Source organism: Dermabacter sp. HFH0086, from assembly GCF_000413375.1.
In the GTDB taxonomy this organism is placed as follows: Bacteria; Actinomycetota; Actinomycetes; order Actinomycetales; family Dermabacteraceae; genus Dermabacter; species Dermabacter hominis.
This window is the reverse complement of record NZ_KE340308.1, coordinates 2,264,523-2,286,257: the sequence shown is the minus strand read 5'-3', so window position 1 is coordinate 2,286,257 and position 21,735 is coordinate 2,264,523. Positions and strand designations below refer to the sequence as shown.

26 protein-coding genes and 1 other RNA gene are annotated in these 21,735 nt (G+C 61.4%); 21 read left to right on the top strand and 6 right to left on the bottom strand.

The genetic code is table 11. The features are described 5' to 3' along the window. Nucleotides 1-234: a helix-turn-helix domain-containing protein gene (locus HMPREF1484_RS10270; protein WP_034373922.1), complete on the bottom strand. Its 234-nt coding sequence runs from the start codon at nucleotides 232-234 to the stop codon at nucleotides 1-3. A 190-nt stretch (nucleotides 235-424) separates the two neighbouring features. Here HMPREF1484_RS10270 and HMPREF1484_RS10265 point away from each other — a divergent pair, with 190 nt between their 5' ends. Genes HMPREF1484_RS10265 through HMPREF1484_RS10255 form a run of 3 tightly spaced genes read left to right on the top strand, consistent with a single transcriptional unit; the run spans nucleotide 425 to nucleotide 2,723 of the window. Beyond that, nucleotides 425-1,054 (top strand): SAF domain-containing protein, encoded by a 630-nt coding sequence (locus HMPREF1484_RS10265; RefSeq protein WP_016664991.1) that lies wholly within the window; start codon nucleotides 425-427, stop codon nucleotides 1,052-1,054. Further along, nucleotides 1,051-2,238, top strand: a complete 1,188-nt coding sequence (locus tag HMPREF1484_RS10260; RefSeq protein WP_016664990.1) for a hypothetical protein — start codon at nucleotides 1,051-1,053, stop codon at nucleotides 2,236-2,238. The genes HMPREF1484_RS10265 and HMPREF1484_RS10260 overlap by 4 nt, the downstream gene beginning before the upstream one ends. Nucleotides 2,239-2,276: 38 nt before the next feature. After that, nucleotides 2,277-2,723: a hypothetical protein gene (locus HMPREF1484_RS10255; protein ID WP_016664989.1), complete on the top strand. Its 447-nt coding sequence runs from the start codon at nucleotides 2,277-2,279 to the stop codon at nucleotides 2,721-2,723. On the opposite strand, the gene HMPREF1484_RS11075 is transcribed toward HMPREF1484_RS10255, so the two are convergent. Then, nucleotides 2,720-3,223, bottom strand: coding sequence for a DUF2505 domain-containing protein (locus HMPREF1484_RS11075; RefSeq protein ID WP_016664988.1), 504 nt, complete (start codon nucleotides 3,221-3,223; stop codon nucleotides 2,720-2,722). The two genes, HMPREF1484_RS10255 and HMPREF1484_RS11075, sit on opposite strands and share 4 nt — an antisense overlap. Before the next feature lie 103 nt (nucleotides 3,224-3,326). Between HMPREF1484_RS11075 and HMPREF1484_RS10245 the strand changes: the two genes are divergently transcribed. Then, nucleotides 3,327-4,832, top strand: a complete 1,506-nt coding sequence (locus tag HMPREF1484_RS10245; protein ID WP_016664987.1) for a sensor histidine kinase — start codon at nucleotides 3,327-3,329, stop codon at nucleotides 4,830-4,832. A gap of 97 nt (nucleotides 4,833-4,929) precedes the next feature. Here the strand turns inward: HMPREF1484_RS10245 and HMPREF1484_RS10240 are convergent, their stop codons facing one another. Beyond that, nucleotides 4,930-5,178 (bottom strand): WhiB family transcriptional regulator, encoded by a 249-nt coding sequence (locus HMPREF1484_RS10240; protein ID WP_016664986.1) that lies wholly within the window; start codon nucleotides 5,176-5,178, stop codon nucleotides 4,930-4,932. A gap of 248 nt (nucleotides 5,179-5,426) precedes the next feature. Between HMPREF1484_RS10240 and HMPREF1484_RS10235 the strand changes: the two genes are divergently transcribed. Next, nucleotides 5,427-5,861, top strand: coding sequence for a hypothetical protein (locus tag HMPREF1484_RS10235; RefSeq protein WP_016664985.1), 435 nt, complete (start codon nucleotides 5,427-5,429; stop codon nucleotides 5,859-5,861). 13 nt (nucleotides 5,862-5,874) lie between these two features. Here HMPREF1484_RS10235 and HMPREF1484_RS10230 read toward each other — a convergent pair whose 3' ends face one another. Both HMPREF1484_RS10230 and HMPREF1484_RS10225 read right to left on the bottom strand, forming a co-directional pair. Continuing rightward, on the bottom strand, nucleotides 5,875-6,600 hold the full coding sequence (locus tag HMPREF1484_RS10230) for an SOS response-associated peptidase (RefSeq protein ID WP_016664984.1): 726 nt from the start codon (nucleotides 6,598-6,600) through the stop codon (nucleotides 5,875-5,877). A 14-nt stretch (nucleotides 6,601-6,614) separates the two neighbouring features. After that, nucleotides 6,615-7,829, bottom strand: a complete 1,215-nt coding sequence (locus tag HMPREF1484_RS10225; protein WP_016664983.1) for a YihY/virulence factor BrkB family protein — start codon at nucleotides 7,827-7,829, stop codon at nucleotides 6,615-6,617. A 236-nt stretch (nucleotides 7,830-8,065) separates the two neighbouring features. Here HMPREF1484_RS10225 and HMPREF1484_RS10220 point away from each other — a divergent pair, with 236 nt between their 5' ends. From HMPREF1484_RS10220 to HMPREF1484_RS10150, 16 genes are all read left to right on the top strand, one after another. After that, on the top strand, nucleotides 8,066-9,289 hold the full coding sequence (locus tag HMPREF1484_RS10220; protein WP_016664982.1) for a CpaF family protein: 1,224 nt from the start codon (nucleotides 8,066-8,068) through the stop codon (nucleotides 9,287-9,289). After that, entirely contained in the window at nucleotides 9,286-10,164 is an 879-nt protein-coding gene (locus tag HMPREF1484_RS10215; RefSeq protein WP_016664981.1) for a type II secretion system F family protein, read from the top strand. The genes HMPREF1484_RS10220 and HMPREF1484_RS10215 overlap by 4 nt, the downstream gene beginning before the upstream one ends. Next, nucleotides 10,161-11,117 carry a type II secretion system F family protein gene (locus HMPREF1484_RS10210; protein WP_016664980.1) on the top strand — a complete coding sequence of 319 codons (957 nt, stop codon included), beginning with the start codon at nucleotides 10,161-10,163 and terminating at the stop codon, nucleotides 11,115-11,117. Before HMPREF1484_RS10215 ends, HMPREF1484_RS10210 begins: the two co-directional genes overlap by 4 nt. A gap of 59 nt (nucleotides 11,118-11,176) precedes the next feature. Then, nucleotides 11,177-11,425 (top strand): hypothetical protein, encoded by a 249-nt coding sequence (locus tag HMPREF1484_RS10205; RefSeq protein WP_369707160.1) that lies wholly within the window; start codon nucleotides 11,177-11,179, stop codon nucleotides 11,423-11,425. A gap of 7 nt (nucleotides 11,426-11,432) precedes the next feature. After that, nucleotides 11,433-11,825 carry a hypothetical protein gene (locus tag HMPREF1484_RS10200; RefSeq protein WP_051120722.1) on the top strand — a complete coding sequence of 131 codons (393 nt, stop codon included), beginning with the start codon at nucleotides 11,433-11,435 and terminating at the stop codon, nucleotides 11,823-11,825. Beyond that, nucleotides 11,815-12,276, top strand: coding sequence for a hypothetical protein (locus HMPREF1484_RS10195; protein WP_016664977.1), 462 nt, complete (start codon nucleotides 11,815-11,817; stop codon nucleotides 12,274-12,276). The genes HMPREF1484_RS10200 and HMPREF1484_RS10195 overlap by 11 nt, the downstream gene beginning before the upstream one ends. Then, on the top strand, nucleotides 12,273-12,731 hold the full coding sequence (locus tag HMPREF1484_RS10190; protein ID WP_016664976.1) for a pilus assembly protein TadG-related protein: 459 nt from the start codon (nucleotides 12,273-12,275) through the stop codon (nucleotides 12,729-12,731). The genes HMPREF1484_RS10195 and HMPREF1484_RS10190 overlap by 4 nt, the downstream gene beginning before the upstream one ends. 93 nt (nucleotides 12,732-12,824) lie before the next feature. Further along, nucleotides 12,825-13,943, top strand: a complete 1,119-nt coding sequence (gene prfB / locus HMPREF1484_RS10185) for a peptide chain release factor 2 (RefSeq protein WP_040386594.1) — start codon at nucleotides 12,825-12,827, stop codon at nucleotides 13,941-13,943. Between the two features lie 246 nt (nucleotides 13,944-14,189). Beyond that, a complete protein-coding gene (gene ftsE / locus HMPREF1484_RS10180) occupies nucleotides 14,190-15,083 on the top strand; it encodes a cell division ATP-binding protein FtsE (RefSeq protein WP_016664974.1) in 894 nt (297 codons plus the stop codon). Then, a complete protein-coding gene (gene ftsX, locus HMPREF1484_RS10175) occupies nucleotides 15,080-15,997 on the top strand; it encodes a permease-like cell division protein FtsX (protein WP_016664973.1) in 918 nt (305 codons plus the stop codon). The genes ftsE and ftsX overlap by 4 nt, the downstream gene beginning before the upstream one ends. Before the next feature lie 34 nt (nucleotides 15,998-16,031). Then, on the top strand, nucleotides 16,032-17,426 hold the full coding sequence (locus tag HMPREF1484_RS10170; protein ID WP_016664972.1) for a M23 family metallopeptidase: 1,395 nt from the start codon (nucleotides 16,032-16,034) through the stop codon (nucleotides 17,424-17,426). A 35-nt stretch (nucleotides 17,427-17,461) separates the two neighbouring features. Then, nucleotides 17,462-17,968 (top strand): SsrA-binding protein SmpB, encoded by a 507-nt coding sequence (smpB, locus tag HMPREF1484_RS10165; RefSeq protein ID WP_016664971.1) that lies wholly within the window; start codon nucleotides 17,462-17,464, stop codon nucleotides 17,966-17,968. 233 nt (nucleotides 17,969-18,201) lie between these two features. Further along, nucleotides 18,202-18,572, top strand: a transfer-messenger RNA (tmRNA) gene (ssrA, locus tag HMPREF1484_RS11360). Between the two features lie 148 nt (nucleotides 18,573-18,720). Further along, nucleotides 18,721-18,960: a sulfurtransferase TusA family protein gene (locus HMPREF1484_RS10160; RefSeq protein WP_016664970.1), complete on the top strand. Its 240-nt coding sequence runs from the start codon at nucleotides 18,721-18,723 to the stop codon at nucleotides 18,958-18,960. A gap of 1 nt (nucleotide 18,961) precedes the next feature. Beyond that, entirely contained in the window at nucleotides 18,962-19,321 is a 360-nt protein-coding gene (locus HMPREF1484_RS10155; protein WP_016664969.1) for a DsrE family protein, read from the top strand. Between the two features lie 22 nt (nucleotides 19,322-19,343). Continuing rightward, on the top strand, nucleotides 19,344-20,960 hold the full coding sequence (locus HMPREF1484_RS10150; protein ID WP_016664968.1) for a hypothetical protein: 1,617 nt from the start codon (nucleotides 19,344-19,346) through the stop codon (nucleotides 20,958-20,960). Between the two features lie 30 nt (nucleotides 20,961-20,990). Here the strand turns inward: HMPREF1484_RS10150 and HMPREF1484_RS11070 are convergent, their stop codons facing one another. Then, nucleotides 20,991-21,710: a SatD family protein gene (locus HMPREF1484_RS11070; protein WP_016664967.1), complete on the bottom strand. Its 720-nt coding sequence runs from the start codon at nucleotides 21,708-21,710 to the stop codon at nucleotides 20,991-20,993. Nucleotides 21,711-21,735 lie beyond the last annotated feature (25 nt).

Genomic DNA, 21,735 nt, shown 5'->3' with positions numbered 1-21,735 from the left:
CTATCGCGTGCGCTCGGCGGTGCGGGCGCTGTTGTGCGCATGAATTTCCGCTTCGGTCTCGGCGTAGGCGCGATCGACGAACGCGCGTAACTCTGCCTCTTCAACGCGCCACTGGCCGCGCCCTCCAAGTTTGATTGCGCGCAGACTTCCGCTCCGCACAAGCGAGTAGGCCTGCGGTTTTTCGATCGCGAGGATCTCGCACACCTCATCGAGCGTGTAGAAGTGCATTGGCATGGTGCTCCTCGGTCAACTTGGCTCTCCACTATTTTTGCATGAACAGTCATCCGGATTAGCGACCCTGTGGATAAGTGTCGACGGGTTGGTGCCCCGGCAGTTGTCCACATTTGGAAAAACCGCTCGCATGCTGCCACGACTGTCGTTATGCTCGTCGTGAACTACGTGGTTCACGAACATTGGGGGGTCAATGGGGGAGCGCACGCGCTTTCGACGCATCAGAAAGAATCCATACCGCGATACCCGCTTGCTTACGGGCGCTGCACTCGTGTTAGGTAGCACTCTCGTCGGGGGCCTGGCATTCACGATGGTGTCCTCGAGCGAAGACGTTCTTGTCGCGACAACCGATATCGCCGAGGGTGACGTGCTCACACCCGAACAATTTACGGTGGCCGAGGTCCGCATGGGGGAGAGTCGTGAGCACTACGTGCACAAAGCCGCCTCGATCGCAGAGGGAAGCGTTGCCCGTGAAAGCATCGCGCGAGGAGAGCTTCTACCCCGCAGCGCCGTCGGGCAAGCGGCAGATTCATCGATGCGTCCCGTTACCATTCAGGTCGATCAGCCAGTTACGTCTTCGCTCAAAAAGGGTGCACTGGTTGACGTGTGGGCTTCCGGTGGTGAGGATGCAGCCAATTCGACGATCCTCGTGGAGGGCGCCGTCGTCCGTGGCGTTGATGAGGGCGGCGGGCTCAGTGGGCGCGGCTCGCGAGTTGAGGTCCTCATCCCCTCCGCACACGTGGCAAGCGTGCTCGATGCACTCGGAACAAAGCGCAACCTCTATGTTGTCGAAGCGCCGGGGCTTTTTGAGGATTCCGAATGATCGACATCCTCGTGTGCGCGTCGGGTGCCGACGAAGTTCAGCTGGTTTCGACCATCGCGCAGCGACTTTCCACTCGTTGCCGTGTGCTTAGGCGGTGCGTTGACCTTACGGAGCTTCTTGCTCTCACACGAGCCGAACTCGGCGATGTTCTCCTTCTCGATGTTGATGTTGCGGGGCTTTCGCGTGAAATCGTCCACGAGATCAGGCGTGGGGGAACCGGCGTCATTGCCGTGACGTCTCAGTCGAGCCGCACCGATCCTGCGACACTTGGAATCACCCTCGAAGTGCACGGCGGAATCGATGCCGATGAGCTCTACGACTTGCTCTTGCACGCGGGGCTCGAAACACAGGACCCCGATCACTCTACGTGGACCCAAGAGCCAAGCACCGACGAGGCGGCCTCTCCAATGCTGACCGTATGGGGCCCCGAAGGCGCCCCCGGGCGCTCCTTCGTCGCCGCACATCTTGCGCACGAACTGTCGCTTCTCAGAGGCGAGAGCATTCTCATCGATGCCGACACCTACGGTCCGTGCCAATCACAGATTTTCGGCGTCCTTGATGAAGTGCCCGGGCTCGTCGCCGCATGTCGAGCAAGCGATAAAGGCGCGCTCACAGCCGAGCTTGTCCTCCAGTATTCTCCGCTCGTAAGCGAAGACCTCCACCTCCTCAGCGGAATAGGCGTCCCGTCGCGTTACATCGAGGTCTACGACAATGCCCTCGAAGCGGTATGTGGAAAAGCTCGAGAGGCGACGAACACCGTCGTCGTTGATGTCGCCGCGCCACTGGACCACGAGGGCAGCGGGGGTGACTTCGGGGCTCAGCAACGCAATGGCACCACGCGAACCGCGCTTGCGTCGGCTTCACACCTGATCGCCGTTGTGGCCGCTGATCCCATTAGCGTGACGCGCTTTGTGCGTGAAGCTCCCCAGGTCATGGAGCTCGCGCGGAATCCCGTGACCGTCGTCGTCAACAAACTCGACTCAAGCGTGACGCTCGCGAGCATCGAGCGGACTCTTCGCGCGCGCCTCGATTTTGATACGTGCCTCGCCCTCCCGCTCGATGCCGCGGTAGCCTCTCGCGCGAGGTGGGACGGCGTCCTCCTGTCAGAGTCTGCACCGAAATCGAAACTTCGGCAGGCGCTCACGCGGCTCGCCACTCACGTCGACCAGAATCTTCTTCGGTAGTCTTGAGGCCTCAGCTGTTACTAGCCAAGGAGAGGCACATGCGCGTGTTCTGCCCTGTGGATGCGCTCGCGGGAGATACGAGCGTTCTCGATATGACGGTCCCGACGTTCGACCTTCCCGCAGGCGCGCGGGTGTGGGGTGTGCCGGCCTCGGCGACTAAGGGGCTCGCTGGTGATGAAGCCGAAGAGCGCGAATTCGAGGCGATGTGTGAATGCATCCTGTCCCTCGCCCACGCGCACAGAAGCGAGGGCCGGATTGCGATCGCAGCGTTTGACCTTCCCGATCGCGCACTCGAGAGCGACGCCTCGGCCGACGTTGGCGAGTGGTCGCACCTCCTTAAGAGCGAGGCGATAACGGTGCCGCTACGGGCCTATCTCATCACCCAGAATTCGGCCGCTGAGGTTGCCGACGACCCCTACGCTCCCGATGTGTTGTGGTTCGACGCGAGCGAAGCCAGCGCCGTCAGGGAGTTCCTCGAAGCCTAGCGCTCGTTTGCGAGGACGTCGTTGGCAAATGCTTCCTCGGTGTCGAAGGCATCGCCCGCTGCTTCGAGTGCGGCCTTTTCGATTGCGCCTCCCACGAGGGGAATTTTTACGCTGAGGTTTGCCTCGATGCTCATGCGCGAGCCGTCGCCGCTGCCGCTGAGAGTAAAGTCCGCCGAAAGGTCGACCGGAAGAGAGGCGACCGTCGCGCGTAGGCGCCCCGTCCGGGAGCCGCCGTCGGGAGCGTCCCAGTCATGCACGATGGTCACGTCGAGGCGCCCGGGCAGGAAACGGCTGAACTTGTCGTGGCCGATCTGCTCGCGTGGCACAGTCGCCTGGATCGTCGTGGTGAAGGCGCCGTCGGGATTGCCCTGGACATCCACGTGCGTATCGTTCACGCCGAGCCTTCGCGCACGCTCAGCTGCGTGCTCACTGCTCGCGTAGAAGCGTGCGACGCGCTCGACGCTCGCGCTGTAGTCGATGGTGTCGTGGAGTGTTTTCACTGTCGTCTCCTCACATCTGGTGTTGACCTAAGACTAGCGGCGCGCGGCGAGACGAGCGTGTGCGCGGTGCCGGACTCAAGCCGTGAGGCAGTAGGCTTGAGATATGGCTCCCACCGTGAACAACGTGCTTACCTATGACGATGAAACGCCGAGGCCCGAGGTTGAGTGGCTCCAGCTTCTCCTCGGTGATTGGCAGGTCGTCTCGGACCTGCTGGGTTCCGATCTCGTGCTGTGGGTGCCGCGCGAAGAGGGGATGTGCGCGACCGCGCATTCACGCCCGGCCAATGGCAGTACGGTGTATTTCGAGGACCCGATCTCGAGTGTCTACACGCGTGAGGATTGGCCCGAGCTACTCGCGGCCTATGACAATGCGGGAGCAGGCGTCGACGATGTCGACACATTCGTGACGGTCGAGCGCGAGTCTCGCCCCGCATTCGTGCGCTTTGCCCCCGTTCGTCGCAAGGGCGTGGTCCTCGCGATCGTGTCGATCGAATCGTTTACATCGCCCGCCGATGCGCGACTCGCCGCCGCGGAAGTGGAGCAGCATCGGCTTGGCCGAGAATTGCTGCTCATGATGGGGGAGGGGGCGTTCCCCATTAAAGGGGCGCCCGTTCCGCCCCGCCGAGGGGCTCCCCGTGTGGGTGATGGTTGGGTGTCGGTCGATAGCGAAGGCGTCGTAAAGGCCGCCTCTCCGAACGCACTTTCCGCCTTCCACCGCTGCGGGATGCAGGGAGACATGGTGGGGTCTCTCCTCGCGGAGCTCGCGACCGCCGATCTGCAATCTCGAATTCCCGTCGATGAGTCGCTTCCACTGGTGTTGACGGGGCGCGCTGCGTGGCGCGTCGACATGCAGGCAAAAGGCGGGATCCTGTCACTGCGCGCGATCCCGATCACGCGCCGGGGGCAGCGAACGGAGGCCATCATTCTCGTACGCGACGTGACCGAGGTGCGCCGTCGCGAAAAAGAGTTGATGACTAAGGATGCGACGATCCGCGAGGTTCATCATCGCGTCAAGAACAATTTGCAAACGGTCGCTGCGCTTTTGCGCTTGCAATCGAGGCGCATGAAGTCCGACGAGGCGAAGGACGCGTTACTTGAGGCGATGAGGCGCGTCTCGACGATCGCACTGGTTCACGAATCCCTCCTGCAGGGCAGCGAAGAGACCGTTTTGCTTGACGACGTGATCGATCGCTGCCTGCGCCTCGCGGTCGATGCCGCCTCGGCAACGGTGCATGACGGTGACCACGCGAGCGGCATCGGGCAGGTTACGGTCACGACTCACAAGGTTGGCAAGGCAGGGCTCGTACGCGCGGAGGAGGCGACCCCGCTGGCGCTTGTCTTGACGGAGCTCGCCACGAATGCCGTCGAACACGGACTTTCGGAAACCGGAGGAAACCTCACGATCACGAGCGAGCGGAGCGGAACCCATCTCGTGATTGACGTCGACGACGACGGCAAAGGGATGCCCAGCAGGCCCGAGGGACTCGGCACGAACATCGCGCAAACACTCGTGCAGGGGGAGCTTGGTGGCGTTCTCACCTGGGAGAATAGGCCCGACGGTGGCACGCGCGCCACGATTGATGTGTATCTCGACCCGATCTCACGCTAAGGAGTGGGGAGGGCAAGTCCAGAGTTGACGCGGCTGTACCTCGCGGCAGTAACGCCGCTGGATACGGTTCGAAAAATACGCCTGTGTGTAGTGGCCGTTAGGCGACGCGTCGCGCTCGCGCGGTGCGGCGCTTAAGCGAGCGGCGCTCATCTTCGGAAAGGCCGCCCCACACGCCGGAATCCTGGCCGGATTCGAGCGCGAACTTCAAGCAGATGTTCATGACCTCGCAGCGTTGGCACACGGCCTTGGCTTCCTGGATCTGGGTGATCGCCGGTCCCGTATTCCCGATGGGGAAGAAAAGCTCGGGATCTTCGGTGAGGCATGCAGCGCGGTGGCGCCAATCCATCGGGTCACTCTCTCTTTCCAGTGCATCGTGACCGTAGTGGGGTCACAATGGCGTGTGGCCCAGTGGGCCTCGACATCAATGCATATCGCCTCTAACACGGTGGTGTCGAAGCGATGTAGTACTCCATTGTTCCTGGCAACGTCGCTAATGGACAAGGATCTAGCGAGAAGATCCCTCGTTATCTTTTCCACACCGCCTGCATCTTGCCAGCGGCGGCCACACGGCGTACCGGGCATTAGGGTGGGGGCATGACTTCCGTTAGCGGTGCCCCCGGTTCCAAGGCGCAATCTCAACGCCCCACGCACCCGCTGCGCCGCGTGAGCGCTGCGCTTCTCGTGGTCGAGGCGCTCCTGCTTCTCGCCGCTGCGCTCTATGCCCTCGTGACGCTCCCCGCTCAGTCCCCGAAACTCTCAACGCTCGCCGTGGGACTCACCGCATGTCTAGGGATCTTCGCCCTGATGGTCGCGCTTGCCGCGCGTTCGCTCATGAAACGCGGTCGCTACGGCGTGAGCTTTGGAGTGACATGGCAGCTTTTTCAGGCGCTGATTGGGGGAAGCCTCATCCGTGGAGGTCTCCTTTGGGCTGGCTTTACTGCGCTCGCCCTCGCGATTGCGCTGTTCGTTCTTCTCATACGCCCTGAGAATCGACCCGATCGCGAGCTCTTTATCGCCGACGAAGACTAAGCCGCCGACGGATCTAGGCAGGCGTCGGATTCTGCCGATCAATGAGGTGGGCGCCCTCGTTCGTCACGTTTCCAACGTCGTTTCCCACTTGGTAGGCTTCAAGCGCTTGAGCTGGGAGCTGCCCTTCAGAGCCATTGATCCAGGTATGGGCGTCGTTCCCCGTTGCGAAAGACTCGAAACCGAGCCAAGTTTCGCGGCTCTCGGGGTTGAGGAAAACGGGCATGCGGGAATGGACTCGTTCGAGTTGTCCCTCGGCCGCTTTCGTAATGATCGTCGCTGTGAGCAGCCATTCGGCTTCTGGCCGCGCAGGATCTTTCCACCATGACACGAGGCCGGCTGCATAGAGGAGTGGGGCGTGCGGATCGTGGAGGTAGTGCGGGTTTTTCCCGTTCGGTCCCGATTGCCATTCGTAGTAGCCGTTCATGGGAACGAGAGCGCGATAGCGGCTAAGGGAGCCGCGAAAACTTGGCTTTTCTCTGAGAGTTTCTCGCCTCGCGTTAAAGGTTTTCGCGGAGAACGAGAGGTCTTTTGCGAACCGTGGGACGAGGCCCCAATGGGCGGTACGCACAGCTCTCGTGAGCGTGCCGGTATCGCGTTCGACCCCCTCGGTCACGACATAGATCGGTGTCGTGGGAGGGATGTTGTAGCGCGCCGCCAGGTGCGGATCGGCGCGATCGAGGGCGCCGATGTCATCGAGAAGCGGCTCGATCTCCTGGAAAAACGCGAAACGCCCGCACATGGCGACGCCGCAGCCTAATCCTGCGCGTCGCGCGCGCTGTCCTCGGTGGTTGAAGCCGCGGGCTCCTCACCCGATGACTCGTCGCTTTCGGAAACGGAGAAGACATCCTCGTCGCCCTTGCGAAGCGCGTCCTCACCCGCGAATGTCGCCGTGTAGTTGCCTTGGTTTTTGTAGAGGTTGCCGACGCGGATTTCGCGACCTTCCTCAACGATCTTGGCGTATTTGAGGTCGGCTTTGGTGGGCGGTTCGGCGCCTCGACTTGGAAGTTCGAAACCGTCCTCGGCGGGCATACCAGCGGCGAGCTGGCGGCCGCGCAAAACCTCGGCGTCAAACGCCGCGCCGAGAATGAGCACGATGCTCACGACCCACAGGACGAACAGGATTGCCATGACGCCACCGATGGCGCCGTAGCTCGAGTAACTCGCCGCGGTCGACATGTAGATGCTGAGGGCAACGAGCGCGAGGGCAATGCCCACGATGGCGAAAATTCCACCCGGCGAGATGAAACGGTACTTGTGCTCAAGGTTCGGTGTCGCCCAGTACAGCAGCGACACGACAGCGAACAAAAGTGCGAGCATGAACGGCCACTTCACCCACGCCCAAATCGGGATAAAGGTGTCGGTGAGGAAGGACAGAAGATCCGGCATCTGGATCGCCGAGAAAATGGGTCCAAAGAGGGAGTCGACCATGCTTTGGTTGAGCAACATGGAAATGAAGAGCAGGAGGATTCCCACGATGAGTGCGGCAGTGACCGCGAGCATCGAGAGGTTGAACTTGACGGGGCCGCGGGTCTCCTCCACCCGGTAAATTTTGTTGGAGGCTCGCGAGAATGCCTTGACGAACGCCGAAGCCGACCACAGGGCGGTCACGATACCGATGATGAGAGCGATCGTGCCTGAGGAGGTCGACCCGAGGAGAGATTTGAGTGTGGATTCGATCGGGCCGCTCAGATCGCCCGAGCCCTTCGCAATGTTCGACTTCGCTACTGCATCGGTAATCAGCCCGACGATTTCGTCTTGGAAACCGCTTAGTACGAGTGCAGCGAGCGAGAAGAGGGCCAGGAGGGATGGGGCGATGGCGAGGACGATGAAGTACGTGAGCTGAGCGGCGAGGTCCGTTCCGCCCGCTCTAGAGAATTCCGTGAGAGTGCGCTTAGCCGCGTACGTCCATTCGGTCTTCGACATCTTTGCTTCGGCCGCGGTATCGCGGGTGGAAAGGCGCGTTGCCATGCGGTCATCCTCTGGGACGGGGAACGGGACGACGCGAGTCTATACGGCCGATCTGCACGTATGCCGCACCGCACACGCACCCGCAGTCTGGATAACCCAGGAATACTTATCCACAATTGCCGAACAGCGTTTCGTGTGCCCTCAAACTCTGGTACAAAGATGACAGAAAGCCCCAGGGGGACGGGGCACGGGGAGCCTTGAGCAGGCGCCACGATTGCATAAGGGGGGGGGAACCCATGCACGACGCACTCGGCATCATCGAGGCCGAAGCTCGCCAAGCGATTCGCGAGCAGGGTCTCGATGCGACATCGTCGTCACTCGATGACCTCATCGCCACAGTCGTCAACGAGTACGACGCCAAAGCTGCCCGTGGTGAAGTCCCTGCGTTGCGTGAGCGCGAGTCGGCCGTGGGGGAAGTGGCCGCACGCATCGGAGGTTTCGGTGCCTTGCAGACGTTCCTCGACGATCCGGAGATCGAAGAAATCTGGATCAACTCGCCGAGCGAAATCTTCGTCCACCGGCACGGCGTCAGCGAATTGACCCCACTCGTGCTTTCGGCCGGCGAAGTTCGCGGGCTCGTCGAACGAATGCTTGCGCAAACGGGTCGCCGCCTTGACCTCAGTACACCATTCGTCGACGCACTTCTCCCCAGCGGTGCGCGCCTTCACGCCGTGATCCCGAATGTCACGCGCAAGCACTGGTCCGTCAACATCCGAAAGTTCATCTCAAAAGCACACTCCCTCGCAGACCTCGTCGCGTTAGGGTCCCTCACGCAGCAAGCTGCCGACTTCCTCGACGCAAGCGTAAAGGCAGGGCTCAACATCATCGTCTCCGGGAGCGTAGGCGCAGGTAAAACGACGATGGTCAGTTGCCTCGGCTCGGCCGTCTACCCGCGCGAAAGGATCGTGACGATCGAGGAAGTATTCGAGCTCAATATCTCGGCACGGGACGTCGTGGGCATGCAGTGCCGGCAGCCGAACCTCGAAGGCGTCGGCGAAATTACGATGCGTCGCCTTGTGAAGGAGGCGCTGCGTATGCGCCCCAGCCGCATAATCGTTGGCGAGGTTCGCGAGGCCGAGTCGCTCGACATGCTCATCGCGCTTAACAGTGGGCTTCCAGGGATGGCCACCATTCACTCCAACTCCGCCCGCGACACGATCGCCAAGCTGTGCACGCTCCCGTTGCTCGCGGGCGAAAATGTCAGCGGCTCGTTCGTGACGCCTACCGTCGCGAACGCAATCGATCTTGTCGTCCACCTCGATCACCTTCACGATGGCACCCGTCGAGTGCGAGAGATCGTCGCTGTTCCGGGGAGAGTCGAAGATTCCGTAGTCGAGCTCGGACACATCTTCGAGTTCCGTCGCGGCCGGCTATGCAGAGGCGACGCATACCCGCCGCACCCCGAACGGTTCGAACGAGCCGGCTTCTCGCTATCGACCCTCCTTGGAGACAAGCGATGATCCCGGGCTTTGCTGCTGGAGCTCTCTTCGGCCTCGGGCTCGTGACGATCTGGTCAGCGTTTTGGCCCCGTGAAGCGAGGAGACCGGTTCGGGTGGGCTCGCGTACCCGTATTGAGCAGCGAATCCGCGACGATTTCGCCCGGATCGGGCTTTCGAACGCACGCCCGCATCACCTTCTTATTGCGTCGGTGCTCACCGGTGGCGTGGCTTTCATCCTCAGTTTAGGGCTCAGCACCGCGATGATCCCGAGCGTCGCTGCAGGGGTCGGCGGAAGCCTTTTCCCCGCATGGGCGCTGCGAGCACTGGCGAGGCGACGGCAAGAAAACCTCCGCGAAGTATGGCCGGAGGTAATCGACCTCGTGGGATCGGCTGTCCGCGCGGGGCTCTCGCTGCCCGAATCTCTTGCCCAACTCGCCGATCGCGGGCCCGAGCAACTGCGTTCGTCATTCGGTGAATTTGCGAGGGAATACCACGCCACCGGCGATTTCTCCTACAGCCTCGATCGACTCAAGGCGCGATTGAGTGACCCTGTTGCGGATCGCATCATCGAGGCACTGCGCATTACGCGAGACGTGGGCGGAACCGATCTCGGTACGCTTCTCCGCACCCTGTCATCGTTCCTTCGTGAAGATGCGCGCGTGCGCTCCGAGCTCGAAGCGAGGCAGAGCTGGACGGTCAACGGGGCGAAGCTCGCCCTAATCGCCCCGTGGGTGGTGCTCGGGCTCATGATTCTGCGTCCCGAAGCCGCAGAGGCCTACGACTCCACCGCCGGCGGCATGCTCATCATCGCTGGTGCGCTCGTGTCGTTCTTCGCTTATCGCCTCATGCTCGCGCTCGCGCGCTTGCCGCAAGACGAGAGGGTGCTGCGCAAATGATCATCCGCGACAATACCCTCACGATCGTCATTTTGGGGTGCACCCTCGGCGCACTTTTCGGCCTTGGCCTCGCTCTCGTGATCCTCGAGAATCCGTGGCGGCGACCTCGGTCAGTTGAAGCTCGCGTCAGTCCTTACATTAAACGGGGCAGCGCACGTGGAGCACTCGGTTTTCTCGAGAACAGTGCACGGGTGTATCCCGTGATTGACGCTAGCGTGGGCCCGTTTCTCGAGAGCGTGCGCGCCTTTGCCGCGCGGGCGCTCGGGAGCCAACGTGAAATCGAGAAGCGTCTTGCGCTCGCGGGCGGCCGGATCACCTATCGCGATTTCAGAATTCAGCAGTTTACCTGGGCGATAGTGGCGTTCGTGGCGAGCGCTGCCCTCGGGATGGGGCTGTTCGCGCTCGAGCGAGCGCCGCTCATTGCGCTCCTCGCACTTGTCGTGATCGCAAGCGTGACCGCACCGCTCGTGCGCGACTACCTCCTCACGAGCGCGATTTCGTCGCGGAAGCAGGCAATGGCGCGCGAATTCCCCACTATTGCCGATCTACTGGCCCTCGCGATTTCAGCAGGGGAAGGGCCAATCGCGGCAATGGAGAGAGTCGCGCGCACCTCTCAGGGAGAGCTTTCGCGGGAACTGGCGATTGCAGTCTCCGAGATCCGCGCGGGAGCGAGTCTCGAGGACGCACTTATCAGTCTTGGGACCCGCTCCCCGCTCGACTCCCTCTCGAGGTTCGCGGAAACCATTGCCGTCGCCCTCGAACGAGGCACCCCACTCGCAGATGTCATGCGCGCGCAAGCGCAAGATGCCCGCGAGCTTTCGAAGCGGACCTTGATGGAGAGCGCAGGGCGGCGCGAGGTGTACATGCTTCTGCCCGTCGTCTTCCTCCTCATGCCGCTCGTCATTGTGTTTGCGGTCTTCCCCGGCATCACCGCACTCCAGGTGGGGCTATGACAAGCATGGCCCCGCATTTTGCAATTTTGGTATCCCACCTCATTCCGAAGGAGAACCCCGTGTCCATTAACCGCTCAACCTTGATTGACAATGCCACCGCCCGGACCCCGCTGCGTGAGCGCATCTCCCGTGCGGGCGTTCGAGCTTTCTTCGCGGCGCGCGAGCGCCTGGCCAGTGAACGCGGAGACGTTCCCGGGTGGGTCCTCATCACCCTCATGACGGCCGGCATCGTCGTAGCTCTATGGGCCGTGGCCTCCGATGCCCTCGTGGGCTTGTTCAACCAGGCCATGAGCCAATTCACCGAGTAGCGTGCGCATGCGTATACGCCGATTGCATCGGCGCCTGCGCGAAGAACGAGGCAACGCGGTCGTGGAGTTCCCCCTCATCGCGGCACTCGTGGTAGCGCTTGGCCTGAGCCTCCTCCAGCTTGCCCTCTTCCTTCACGTGCGCAATGGACTCACGGACATCGCCGTACAGTCGGCGTACCACGGGGCGTTGCTCGGCAACGATCCGAGCGACGGCCTCGCACGGGCCTCAGAACTAGCCTCTGCTCGGTTTCAACAACTCGGTGACGTGGACGTCGAAGCGCGCGAGCATGCGGGTGTGATTGAGATAGAAATCCACGCGGCCCTGCCGCTCATCGGATTTTTCGGACCGAGCAACGCATTGCACGTCGTGGGACATGCGGTGGATGAGGATGCTCTCTAGGCTGGGCGCCGTCGCGAAGGGAACGTCGCGTCGGTTGAGGGATGCATCGGGGAACGCGGTCGTCGAGTTCACTGGACTATCCGTCATCCTCCTCATTCCACTCGTATATCTCCTGCTCACGTGTGCCTCCGTGCAGTCCGCCTCATTCGCCGCCGACACCCTCGCGCGGCAGATCGCACGGGTGTATTCGGTCCATGATCTTGCCGAGGGGCGCGAGGAACGCATCGCGGGCATCGTGGCCGAGGTAGAGCGCGACTACGGTGTCGAGGTAGAGGCCCGGGACATCGAAGTGTCGTGCGAGTCGGCGTCATGTCCGGTTGCCGGAGAGGTCGTTTCGGTGGAGGTGAGCCTCGCGGCGCCTATTCCCGGGCTCGGAGTGATCGGTCTGGACTCCTCAATCGTCGACGTGAAAGGCCGACACGCGTTGATTGCTGAAGGAGGCACGTCATGATCCGAAAGCGTCGCCTGGCGCGATGCAGAGGGGAGCGCGGCAACGCCAGCGTCTTGACGATAGGCGTCAGCGTCGTGGTTTTGATGGTGATTGCGTTCGGCATTGCCGTGACCGGTGTCGAGATCGACCGCAATCGCGTTCAGTTCGTGGCGGATGGCGCGGCCCTTTACGCAGCGGGGGGAGCGAGCGAAAACAGGCTCTACGATGACGCGGGTGACCCACGTATTCCCACCGAGGCCGAAGCGCGCGAGCGTGCCTCTGCCTATCTCGCGCAGTACCCGCACCAGTTTTCTCGCGTGAGCGATATGGACATTACAGCGCTTGCCCTCTCGCCGAATGGTGAGGTGAGGCTGTCCCTCGAAGCGCGTGTGCACCCGCCGCTCGTGGGGTGGATTTCTCGTGCGCTCGACTCTCCCATCGTTGTGCGCGTGGACTCATCGGCGCATGCGCACTAGTGCGGACCGCCGATGCTGGTGTGTAGCGGACCGCATTGTCCCGGGCGCGAGCGTCGCGTCCCTGTCGTGCGGTGAGTGCGTAGCGTAGAGTGGATGTTTGTGAGTTCTGATTTTTCTGCCGAGATTCCCCACCTGCGTTCCACCCTCGAATCGATCGAGAAGGTCACCGATCTTGATGCGCTGACCGCCAGGATCGCCGACCTCGAGAAGCAGGCGGCCGCCCCCGATCTGTGGGATGACCCGGAGGCGGCTCAGAAAGTCACGTCCGATCTCTCGCATGCGCAGGCGGAGAAGCGCCGCGTCAGCGAACTGTCGAGTCGCATCGACGACCTCGAGGTTATGGTCGAGCTTGGCGAGGAAGAAGGCGATGCCCAGTTTGCCGAGGACGCTGAAAAGGAACTTTCCGCGATTCGTAAAGCGCTTGACGAGCTCGAGGTTCGCACGATGCTGAGCGGTGAATACGATCAGCGCAACGCGGTCGTGACGATTCGCGCGGGCGCCGGTGGTGTCGATGCCGCGGACTTCGCCGAGATGCTGCTGCGCATGTACTTGCGGTGGGCTGAACACAAGGGGTACCCCACCAAAGTCATGGACACCTCGTATGCGGAGGAGGCCGGTCTCAAGTCCGTCACCTTTGAAGTGAGTGCGCCATACGCGTATGGAACGCTCAGCGTCGAGGGCGGGACGCACCGCCTCGTCCGTATTTCCCCGTTCGACAACCAAGGGCGCCGTCAAACCTCGTTCGCCGCAGTCGAGGTGATCCCGCTCATCGAAACGACCGACAGCATCGAGATCCCCGAGAATGAACTCAAGATCGACGTGTTCCGTTCGTCGGGTCCGGGTGGCCAGAGCGTGAACACGACCGATTCGGCCGTGCGCATGACTCACATCCCCACGGGCATTGTCGTTTCGATGCAGGACGAGAAGTCGCAGATCCAGAACCGTGCCGCGGCTCTGCGCGTGCTTCAGTCGCGACTCCTGCTCCTGAAGAAGCAAGAGGAAGACGCCAAGCGTAAGGAGCTCGCCGGCGATATCAAGGCGAGCTGGGGCGACCAGATGCGCTCCTATGTCCTGAACCCGTACCAGATGGTGAAGGATTTGCGCACGGAGTACTCGGAAGGCAATCCCACCTCGGTGTTTGATGGCAATATCGATGGCTTTATCGAGGCCGGTATCCGCTGGCGCGTCGAACAGGCACGCACGGAGGACTAACTCGCCGGGGTAGAGCTCAGCCCGTACCCGCACGGGGCCGACGCTTGCTGAGCTCACATGGGTGCGAGGCTCAGTGCGCAGTCTCTAGCACCTCTTGACGAATTCTTGAGGAAAACGTGACCCGTGTGACCGGCTTGAATCCAAAGATTTTAGGTGGGGCGTGGTTAGGGTTGACGGGTACTGACCCTCGTAGTGCCCGCGGACATCTCGAGGGGAGCTGTCGACCCGCCCAGATGGGATGAGCCTGTGATTCGTTTCGAACACGTGACGAAAACATATCAGCGTAAGAGCGCGCCCGCCCTCACTGATCTGTCGATCGAGTTTGAGCGTGGCGAATTCGCTTTTCTCGTTGGGGCTTCAGGCTCGGGAAAATCGACAATGCTCAGGCTCATTTTGAAGGAAACTAATCCGACCTCTGGTTCCATTTTTGTGGCGGGCAAGGACCTTTCGCGTCTGTCGAGCTGGAAAGTTCCCCGGCTCCGCCGTGAAATCGGGATGGTGTTCCAGGACTTCCGTTTGCTGCCCTCGAAGACGGCGTTCCAGAATGTGGAGTTTGCGCTCCAGGTCATTGGGACTCCGGGCAGAGTGGTGAAAAAGCTCGTGCCCGAGGTTCTCGACATGGTGGGCTTGGCAGACAAAGGAAAACGGCTTCCGCATGAGCTGTCTGGTGGCGAGCAGCAGCGTGTTGCCATTGCGCGTGCGTACGTGAATCGGCCCACGATCCTTCTTGCCGATGAGCCAACGGGCAACCTCGATCCGGAAACGGCCAAGGGGATTATGGATCTTCTCGCAGACATCAACGATCGCGGAACGACCGTTCTCATGGCTACTCACGACGAGAAAGCAGTGAATCGCTTGAACAAGCGCGTCGTCGAGCTCGTCGATGGACACGTTGTGCGCGATGAGACGCGCGGCCACTATCGAGGATCCTCAGATGAGAGCGTGATCTCGGGTGCGGTACCCGATGGTGAGGTAGTGGGTCAGTGGCAGCCGTCGGACTCTGCGACCGGAGGAAGTGTGCGCGCGTCCGACGTAGCTTTCGAGCAGTTTGACGAAACCGCGAGCGGTGACGAGCGCGTGGGAGACTTCGATCGTGCCTTCGAGGATTCGGATTCGGGCGAGGAGGATGAACTCGCATGAGGCTTCGCTACATCCTTAAAGAAAGCTTCGGAGGGCTTCGTCGCAACATGGCGATGGTGATTTCCGTCGTGATTGTGACCGCGGTTTCGCTCACGTTCGTGGGGGCGGGGCTTCTCATGCAGAAGCAGATTGTCGCGCTTCAAGACATCCTCGTGAAGAACTCGCAAATTAGCGTCTATATGTGTTCTCCGCATTCGACGGCGACATCATGTGCCGGCGGCGCTGCGACGGACGCACAGATTGCCGAGGTCCGTGAGGCGCTCAAGGGCGATATTTTGGGCCCGTATATCGCGTCCGTGGATGAGCGCTCCCAAGAGGAAGCTCTCGAGGTATACCGCGACCAGTTTGGCGGTGAGAGCTTTGCGCAGGATTTCACTGCCGAAGATATGCCGGTGAGTTTCCACATCACGCTTGTGGAGGCGGAGCGCTCAAGCGCTGTCGTGGATTTCTTCCAGGGGAGGGAGGGCGTCGATGAGGTGTCCGATCTTCTCGCGGTATATGCACCGTTTATTTCGATCTTGAATCAATCAACTGTCTTTGCGATCTCTCTCGCTGTCGTCATGCTGGTAGCGGCGGTGCTCCTCGTTGCGACGACGATCCGTATGTCGGTGGCGAATAGAAGGCGTGAGATTGCGATTATGCGCCTTGTAGGCGCGAGCAATATCTTTATTCGCTTGCCATTCCTTCTGGAGGGCGCTGTTGCCGCACTGATCGGCGGAGCGCTGGCTACCGGTGTACTTTCGCTCGCTATTAAATATCTTGTGGAGGGCTGGCTCGCTCCGACTCTCGGTGCTGATCTCATCCACATGACGATGTCGGACCTTTTGTGGGTAGGGCCTATTTTGCTCGCGCTCGGTGCTATTCTCGCGATAGGCTCGTCCGTCGTTTCGCTCAACCGCTATTTGAAGGTGTAGGCAGGTTCTGGATATGTCGAATGGTGAGGGGAAAATGAATTTTCTTTCTCGACGCGCACTCGTGAAAGGTGCGTCGTTCGCTGCCGTTCTCGGCCTAGCCTCGTCGGGCATTTTTTCGCACGACTATGTGCTCGCTGACGATATCGACGACAAGAAGAAACAAAAGAAGAGCGTCGACGAAAAGCTTGCAGCGTTGCGCGAGGATCTCAACGAGGTTGACACGGAGCTTGCCGACGCGTACCTCGCCCTTGCCGAAACTGAGGCGAGGATTCCCGATGCGCAGGCACGCCTCGACTCCGCGCGCTCCGCGCTCGAGGCGGCGAAAGCTGAGGACGCCCGACAGGCGAAGCGGCTCGAGGCCGCGCAAGCCGAGGAGAGTGAAATCCGGCAGGCCGTCGAAAGTGGCCAGCAAAAGATTTCGCAGTCGAACGAGGACGTCTCACGGGCCTCTATCGAGGCGTATAAAGGCACGGGTGCTCCCAATCCCGCGTCGATTTTCTTGAATTCGGAGGATCCGCAGGACGCGGTCGATCGAACGATGAACTACCGCCTCACGCTTCAAGCGCAAGGCGCGAAGCTCACGGATCTTCGCGGTCAGCAAGCCACGAATGTGAACTCCGCGGACCGGCTTGAGGCGATCCGTGCCGAGATCGAGGACCTCAAGAAGAAGTCAGCGGCTGCGGTCGCCGAGCGCCGCCAGGCTGAGAGCGAAGCGGCGCAGGCAAAGAAAGACCTCGATGGTCTTTACGCTTCGCAGAAATCTCAGGCGGCGAACCTCGAAACGCTCAAGGACAAGTATCGAGCGTCGGAATCGGCGCTCGAATCTGAGTCGAGCACTCTCGAAACAGACATTCAGCAGCTCATCGAAAAAGAGCGTCAGGAAGCGCTTGCGCGCCAACGCGAGCAGGAGCGGAAGGCTCGGGAGGCGCGCGAGGCTCGCGAGGCGGAAAAGCGCCGGGCAAAGCGCGAGCGGCGAAAGCCCCGCAGAATCCCCGAGCCGAAGCCTGAGAGCGGCGGTGGCGCATCGTCGGGTGGCTTCCGCGATCCCGTTTCGGCGCGCCGCAGCTCAATGTTTGGCTATAGGTTCCACCCCGTGTACCACACGCGCAAGCTCCACAAGGGTATGGATTATGCGGCGGCATGCGGGACTCCCGTGGGGGCGATGGCTGCGGGCAAGGTTCTTGCGACGACTCACAACAGCGGCGCCGGGAACAAAGTCATCGTGAGCCATGGCCTGTATAACGGTCAGATCCTCACGACCTCGTATCACCACCTTCAGGGGTTCGCGGTCTCTGCCGGCCAGCGGATCGAGGCCGGGCAGACCGTGGGCTACGTTGGTTCCACGGGAGCCTCGACTGGCTGTCACCTACATTTCGAGACGCACCTTGACGGCACGGCGCTCGACCCCCGCAAATTTGTGGGATACTAGGCGGTCAATGTGTCAGCAGCTGTGGAGGGATGAACGTGGCCACGAAGGCTGGAAAGAAGCAGGCGCCCGTAGCGCCGGAGCGAAAAAAGCAGCTTATCGCCTCGAATAAAAAGGCGCGCCACGACTACCACATCGATGCGACGTGGGAGGCCGGCGTGGTCCTCCAGGGCACCGAGGTGAAGTCGCTGCGCGAGCGCGGTGCGTCTCTCGTTGATGGCTACTGCTATATCGACAACGGCGAAGTGTGGATGGATGCCGTGCACATCGCTCCGTATGTACGGGGTACGTGGACGAATCACGCGGCGCGCCGCAAACGTAAGCTCCTGTTGCACAAACGCGAGATCCTGAAACTCATGAATAAGACTCGCGAAAAGGGGTACACGATCATCCCCCTATCGATCTACTTTCTCGGCTCGCACGCCAAGGTCGAGATCGCGCTTGCTCGCGGCAAGAAAGAGTGGGATAAGCGCCAAACCCTGCGCGAAAAGCAGGATGCTCGCGAGGCTCAACGCGCGATGAGGCGGCGGGAGATGCTCAGCTAGCGTCGGAACCGCCCGCACGCCAGGTTCCGCGGTGGCGAAGGGGCCGACGCTTGCCCTCGGGAATAGAGCCCTTGGCGGTAGGCGTTGAAAGCTGTATACTGAACTGCTGTGCCGGAAGGTGCAACAGATTTTTGATAATCGAATAGGGTGTGCGAATCAGGCACGCATCCCACCCGCAGTTGCGGGTGCAGATTATCTGGCACGTTCCGTTTACGGGCGTTGCCACCCGATACGGGGTCGATCGGTTTCGACGGTAGTTGTCCAGCCAGGGGAAGCGGGCCGAGGATCCAGGGTTATCTCGCTAACGCTCCCTGGAAAACAATAAGTGCCGAACCTAAGCGCACTGACTTCGCTCTCGCTGCCTGATCAGCGACAGCAGTCTGGACCGTCAGGGATTGCCTTCGATCTGACCTGTCCATCATCTAGAGGGCCACTGCTACCAACCCTGGTCACCGGGGTTGGGTGAACACCTTAGAGTGACTGAGCCCGTCAGCGACGTGTCCGTGTGAGCGCTGGGGCTGAGAAAACGATTTCGCGGACTGCGCCCGGAGAAGCCCTGGCTTCGCACTATCGGACGCGGGTTCGATTCCCGCCGGCTCCACGATGAGGGCGCCCACTATGCAAAGTGGGCGCCCTTTTTGTTGCTTTGTGGATTGGGCAAGCCGGTTCTGGCCTGCGTTGATATGGTGGAGCCAGTGGTGTGTATGACTACAACACCTTTAGATTTGTCCATTGGGTGAAAAGGCATGCATATGAGCAACTCCGCGGATCTCGCTATTGCAGATAGATGGGACGCCGAGGACTTGGGCTGCGGCGAGCTTGTCATGAAGCTTCGCTCGCGAATGCTCGCCCTGAATCCGGGAGAAATCTTCGAGCTGATCGCCACCGACGAAGGCGCGATCATCGACATCCCCGCCTGGTGCAGTCTCACCGGGCACACTCTTGCCGTGGCACAGCCGCCGCGGTTTTTGATCCGACGAAAGGATTCCTGACATGTCCAAGATCTGTGTGAGCATCACCCACGCCAAAGACGATGTTGACAAGGCGACCGTGGGTTTCGTTATCGCCAATGCCTCGATCGCCTCCGATCAGGAAACCGTCGTGTTCCTCTCCTCCGAGGGGGCGCGGCTCGCTGAAGAAGGCTACGCCGATGACCTTCACGAGGAGGGCTTCGCGCCGCTCAAGGAACTGATCACCAACTACGCCGAAGCTGGCGGCACGATCTGGGTGTGCTCGCCGTGCTACAAGAAGCGTGGACTGGACGAAGGCAAGCTCATCAACGGCGCGACGATCGTCGGCGGCGCGAAGCTCGTCGAGTACATGTCTCAGGGCGCTAGCTGCGTGAGCTACTGACGGCTGCTACTCGAATACCGCCATGACGAACGCTCAAGAGTTCACCCCGGCCACCTTCAAAGACGGCTTGAAAGGCCACACCAGTTTTGACGGTGGAGATCTGGATTGTGGCAACGGACTGCTGTTGCTGATCCGCAAACATCTGGATCCCCTGGATCCGGGAAAGTTCCTGGAGATCGCCTCCGTGGATTCCACGGTAGAGGTCGACTTGCCTAGCTGGTGCAGTATGACCGGGAATGACCTGGTCGATACGACGACCACGACCGTGCAGTTTCAGGGGCGCGAACTCACCCAGTGGCGGTTCTTGGTGTGCAAGGGTGCCTACGACGGCGCAGCGAGCATGCCTCAGCAGGAGAACACCCCCGAGGCACTCGTGCCCGCGGCAGGCAAAGGAAAGAAACCCCGTAAGCGCCCGCAAATGGCGATTACGCAGGAAGTGGTCACGCCACATATTCCTGCCGAGCTTCCCGAGCCTGCTGCGGCGCCCGCGCTCGAGCCCCTGGCCGTGCACACTATGGGCAGCTGGCCGCGGCCGTCGTGGCTGATTCGCGCATTGCATGAGCATCTGGAAGGCCGGCTCTCCCAGGAGGAGTTTGACGCTACCGCTGATGACGCCGTGCAGCTTGTCGTGGCAGCGCAAGAACGCGCCGACGTCGACGTCGTCACCGACGGTGAAATGCGCCGCGATAACTATTCCAGCTTCGTTGGGGGTCTGCTGCAGAACTGTCAGCTCATCCCCATCACGGATCTGTTGCCGTACGTTGATGATCCGGTGCAGTTTGAACGTGAGCTGCGCGCCCTCGATGTGCCGGCAGGGGAGGTTCGCCACCCGGCGGTATTCGGGCCGCTCGGCCGTGACAGATCCCTTGCTGTGCATGAAGCCCAATACCTGAAGACCATCACCGATCGCGCGGTGAAGGTGGATCTTCCCGGCCCTTACCTCCTCACTCGCACCATGTGGATGGAGTGCGTTTCCGATCGCGCCTACCCCGATCGGGAAACCCTCGCCACCGACGTGGTCCGGATTCTGCGGGAGGAAATCGCCGAGCTTCTCGCCGCAGGCGTTGCGTTGGTGGAAATTGACGAGCCCGTGCTTAGCGAAGTGGTCTACGGCAACGAAGGTGGCGGCGGTCGTACATTCATGTGCGGGGCGCTCGGTGAGCGTAAAGCAGTGCAGCCGGAGCTGGAATTTGCGCGGGATCTGATTGCGCAGGTAGCGGAGGGCTTTCCTGCCGATCGCCTGGGTATTCACGTGTGCCGTGGCAACTGGACCCCCGATGAGTCCAAGGCACTTTCCGGAGACTACGCGCCTTTGCTCCCGCTCCTGTCATCCGTGCCGATCGGCAACGTCATTGTGGAAACATGCACGCCGCGCGCCGGGGACTGGGAGCATCTGACGGGCCTGCGCGAAGACCAGCGCATCGGTATCGGCATCTTCAACCAGAAGGCACCGCAGGATGAAACCTTCGAAGCTGTGCTCGAGCGCGGGCGTACCGCAGTGAAGATGTTCGGCAAGAATCGAGTGCTCCTGAATACCGACTGCGGCTTCGCGACGTTTGCCGATAATCCAATCGTGGCGGGGAAGCAGGCTGAAGCGGCAATGGCGATGCTCGTCAAGGTGCGCGACGCCCTGCGGTAGAGCGTTCCGGCGCCTTCGTGTCTTCCCTCGTTAGCGCTCGGGCCGTGTAGCGGGGGCGTTTGATAGCCACGTCGCGCGCATTGCCTCGGCGAGCGGACGCAGGTCGTTGCGCATGATGCGCTGCGTGTTGGCGCTCGGAGAGATGCCGAGGCGCGCCGCGGTATCGCCGTTTGATTCGCCCTCGAGGATTCCGCGTAAGCTTCCGCAGGCGCCCCCCTTGAGCGCGCTCACGTGTGCGTCGATCAAGTGGCATAGCGCTTCGGGCGGGGGCGTGTCGTGGCCTTGCGGGGCTTGTGTTCCGACGGTTGCCCGGCGACCGTCGGACTTTGTATTTTCCGAGGTTGCTGCACTGAGCCCGGTGCGTATACCTGAGAACCCGGAGGTTTGGGCGAGTTCTTCTGTGCGCTCAAGGGCCTCGCGCGCGGCCCACCAGGCGGAGCCGTCCTGGATGCCGGCGCCTTCGTCGATGATGCGGATCTCGCCGGCTCCGATTCCGAATCGAATGTCGATGTCATGCTCGCGAAGGTGGAGCCTGAGGATGTGGGTGGCGCGAAGGGCGTCGCCGTGGGTGGCGAACACGCCTTGGATTTCGTCGCCGACGGTAGGGTGGAGGCGTTCGTGTGATGGTGTCTGAATCGCGTTGAGCGCACTGGTGAGGTGTTCGTGGAGCGCGGTGCGGTTGTGATCGCGAGAGTTGACGATGTCGCCGATGACAGCGACGGCGTAAGCCTGATCCTTCACTGGTGCCATATGCAGAGAATAGCTTAATTCGTCC

Bases quoted from the DNA above. Each gene is read 5' to 3' on its own strand.
- HMPREF1484_RS10270 (WP_034373922.1), bottom strand. From the start codon at position 234: ATGCCAATGCACTTCTACACGCTCGATGAGGTGTGCGAGATCCTCGCG.
- HMPREF1484_RS10265 (WP_016664991.1), top strand. From the start codon at position 425: ATGGGGGAGCGCACGCGCTTTCGACGCATCAGAAAGAATCCATACCGC.
- HMPREF1484_RS10260 (WP_016664990.1), top strand. From the start codon at position 1,051: ATGATCGACATCCTCGTGTGCGCGTCGGGTGCCGACGAAGTTCAGCTG.
- HMPREF1484_RS10255 (WP_016664989.1), top strand. From the start codon at position 2,277: ATGCGCGTGTTCTGCCCTGTGGATGCGCTCGCGGGAGATACGAGCGTT.
- HMPREF1484_RS10245 (WP_016664987.1), top strand. From the start codon at position 3,327: ATGGCTCCCACCGTGAACAACGTGCTTACCTATGACGATGAAACGCCG.
- HMPREF1484_RS10240 (WP_016664986.1), bottom strand. From the start codon at position 5,178: ATGGATTGGCGCCACCGCGCTGCATGCCTCACCGAAGATCCCGAGCTT.
- HMPREF1484_RS10235 (WP_016664985.1), top strand. From the start codon at position 5,427: ATGACTTCCGTTAGCGGTGCCCCCGGTTCCAAGGCGCAATCTCAACGC.
- HMPREF1484_RS10230 (WP_016664984.1), bottom strand. From the start codon at position 6,600: ATGTGCGGGCGTTTCGCGTTTTTCCAGGAGATCGAGCCGCTTCTCGAT.
- HMPREF1484_RS10225 (WP_016664983.1), bottom strand. From the start codon at position 7,829: ATGGCAACGCGCCTTTCCACCCGCGATACCGCGGCCGAAGCAAAGATG.
- HMPREF1484_RS10220 (WP_016664982.1), top strand. From the start codon at position 8,066: ATGCACGACGCACTCGGCATCATCGAGGCCGAAGCTCGCCAAGCGATT.
- HMPREF1484_RS10215 (WP_016664981.1), top strand. From the start codon at position 9,286: ATGATCCCGGGCTTTGCTGCTGGAGCTCTCTTCGGCCTCGGGCTCGTG.
- HMPREF1484_RS10210 (WP_016664980.1), top strand. From the start codon at position 10,161: ATGATCATCCGCGACAATACCCTCACGATCGTCATTTTGGGGTGCACC.
- HMPREF1484_RS10200 (WP_051120722.1), top strand. From the start codon at position 11,433: ATGCGTATACGCCGATTGCATCGGCGCCTGCGCGAAGAACGAGGCAAC.
- HMPREF1484_RS10195 (WP_016664977.1), top strand. From the start codon at position 11,815: ATGCTCTCTAGGCTGGGCGCCGTCGCGAAGGGAACGTCGCGTCGGTTG.
- HMPREF1484_RS10190 (WP_016664976.1), top strand. From the start codon at position 12,273: ATGATCCGAAAGCGTCGCCTGGCGCGATGCAGAGGGGAGCGCGGCAAC.
- prfB (WP_040386594.1), top strand. From the start codon at position 12,825: ATGTTTGTGAGTTCTGATTTTTCTGCCGAGATTCCCCACCTGCGTTCC.
- ftsX (WP_016664973.1), top strand. From the start codon at position 15,080: ATGAGGCTTCGCTACATCCTTAAAGAAAGCTTCGGAGGGCTTCGTCGC.
- HMPREF1484_RS10170 (WP_016664972.1), top strand. From the start codon at position 16,032: ATGAATTTTCTTTCTCGACGCGCACTCGTGAAAGGTGCGTCGTTCGCT.
- HMPREF1484_RS10160 (WP_016664970.1), top strand. From the start codon at position 18,721: ATGAGCAACTCCGCGGATCTCGCTATTGCAGATAGATGGGACGCCGAG.
- HMPREF1484_RS10155 (WP_016664969.1), top strand. From the start codon at position 18,962: ATGTCCAAGATCTGTGTGAGCATCACCCACGCCAAAGACGATGTTGAC.
- HMPREF1484_RS10150 (WP_016664968.1), top strand. From the start codon at position 19,344: ATGACGAACGCTCAAGAGTTCACCCCGGCCACCTTCAAAGACGGCTTG.
- HMPREF1484_RS11070 (WP_016664967.1), bottom strand. From the start codon at position 21,710: ATGGCACCAGTGAAGGATCAGGCTTACGCCGTCGCTGTCATCGGCGAC.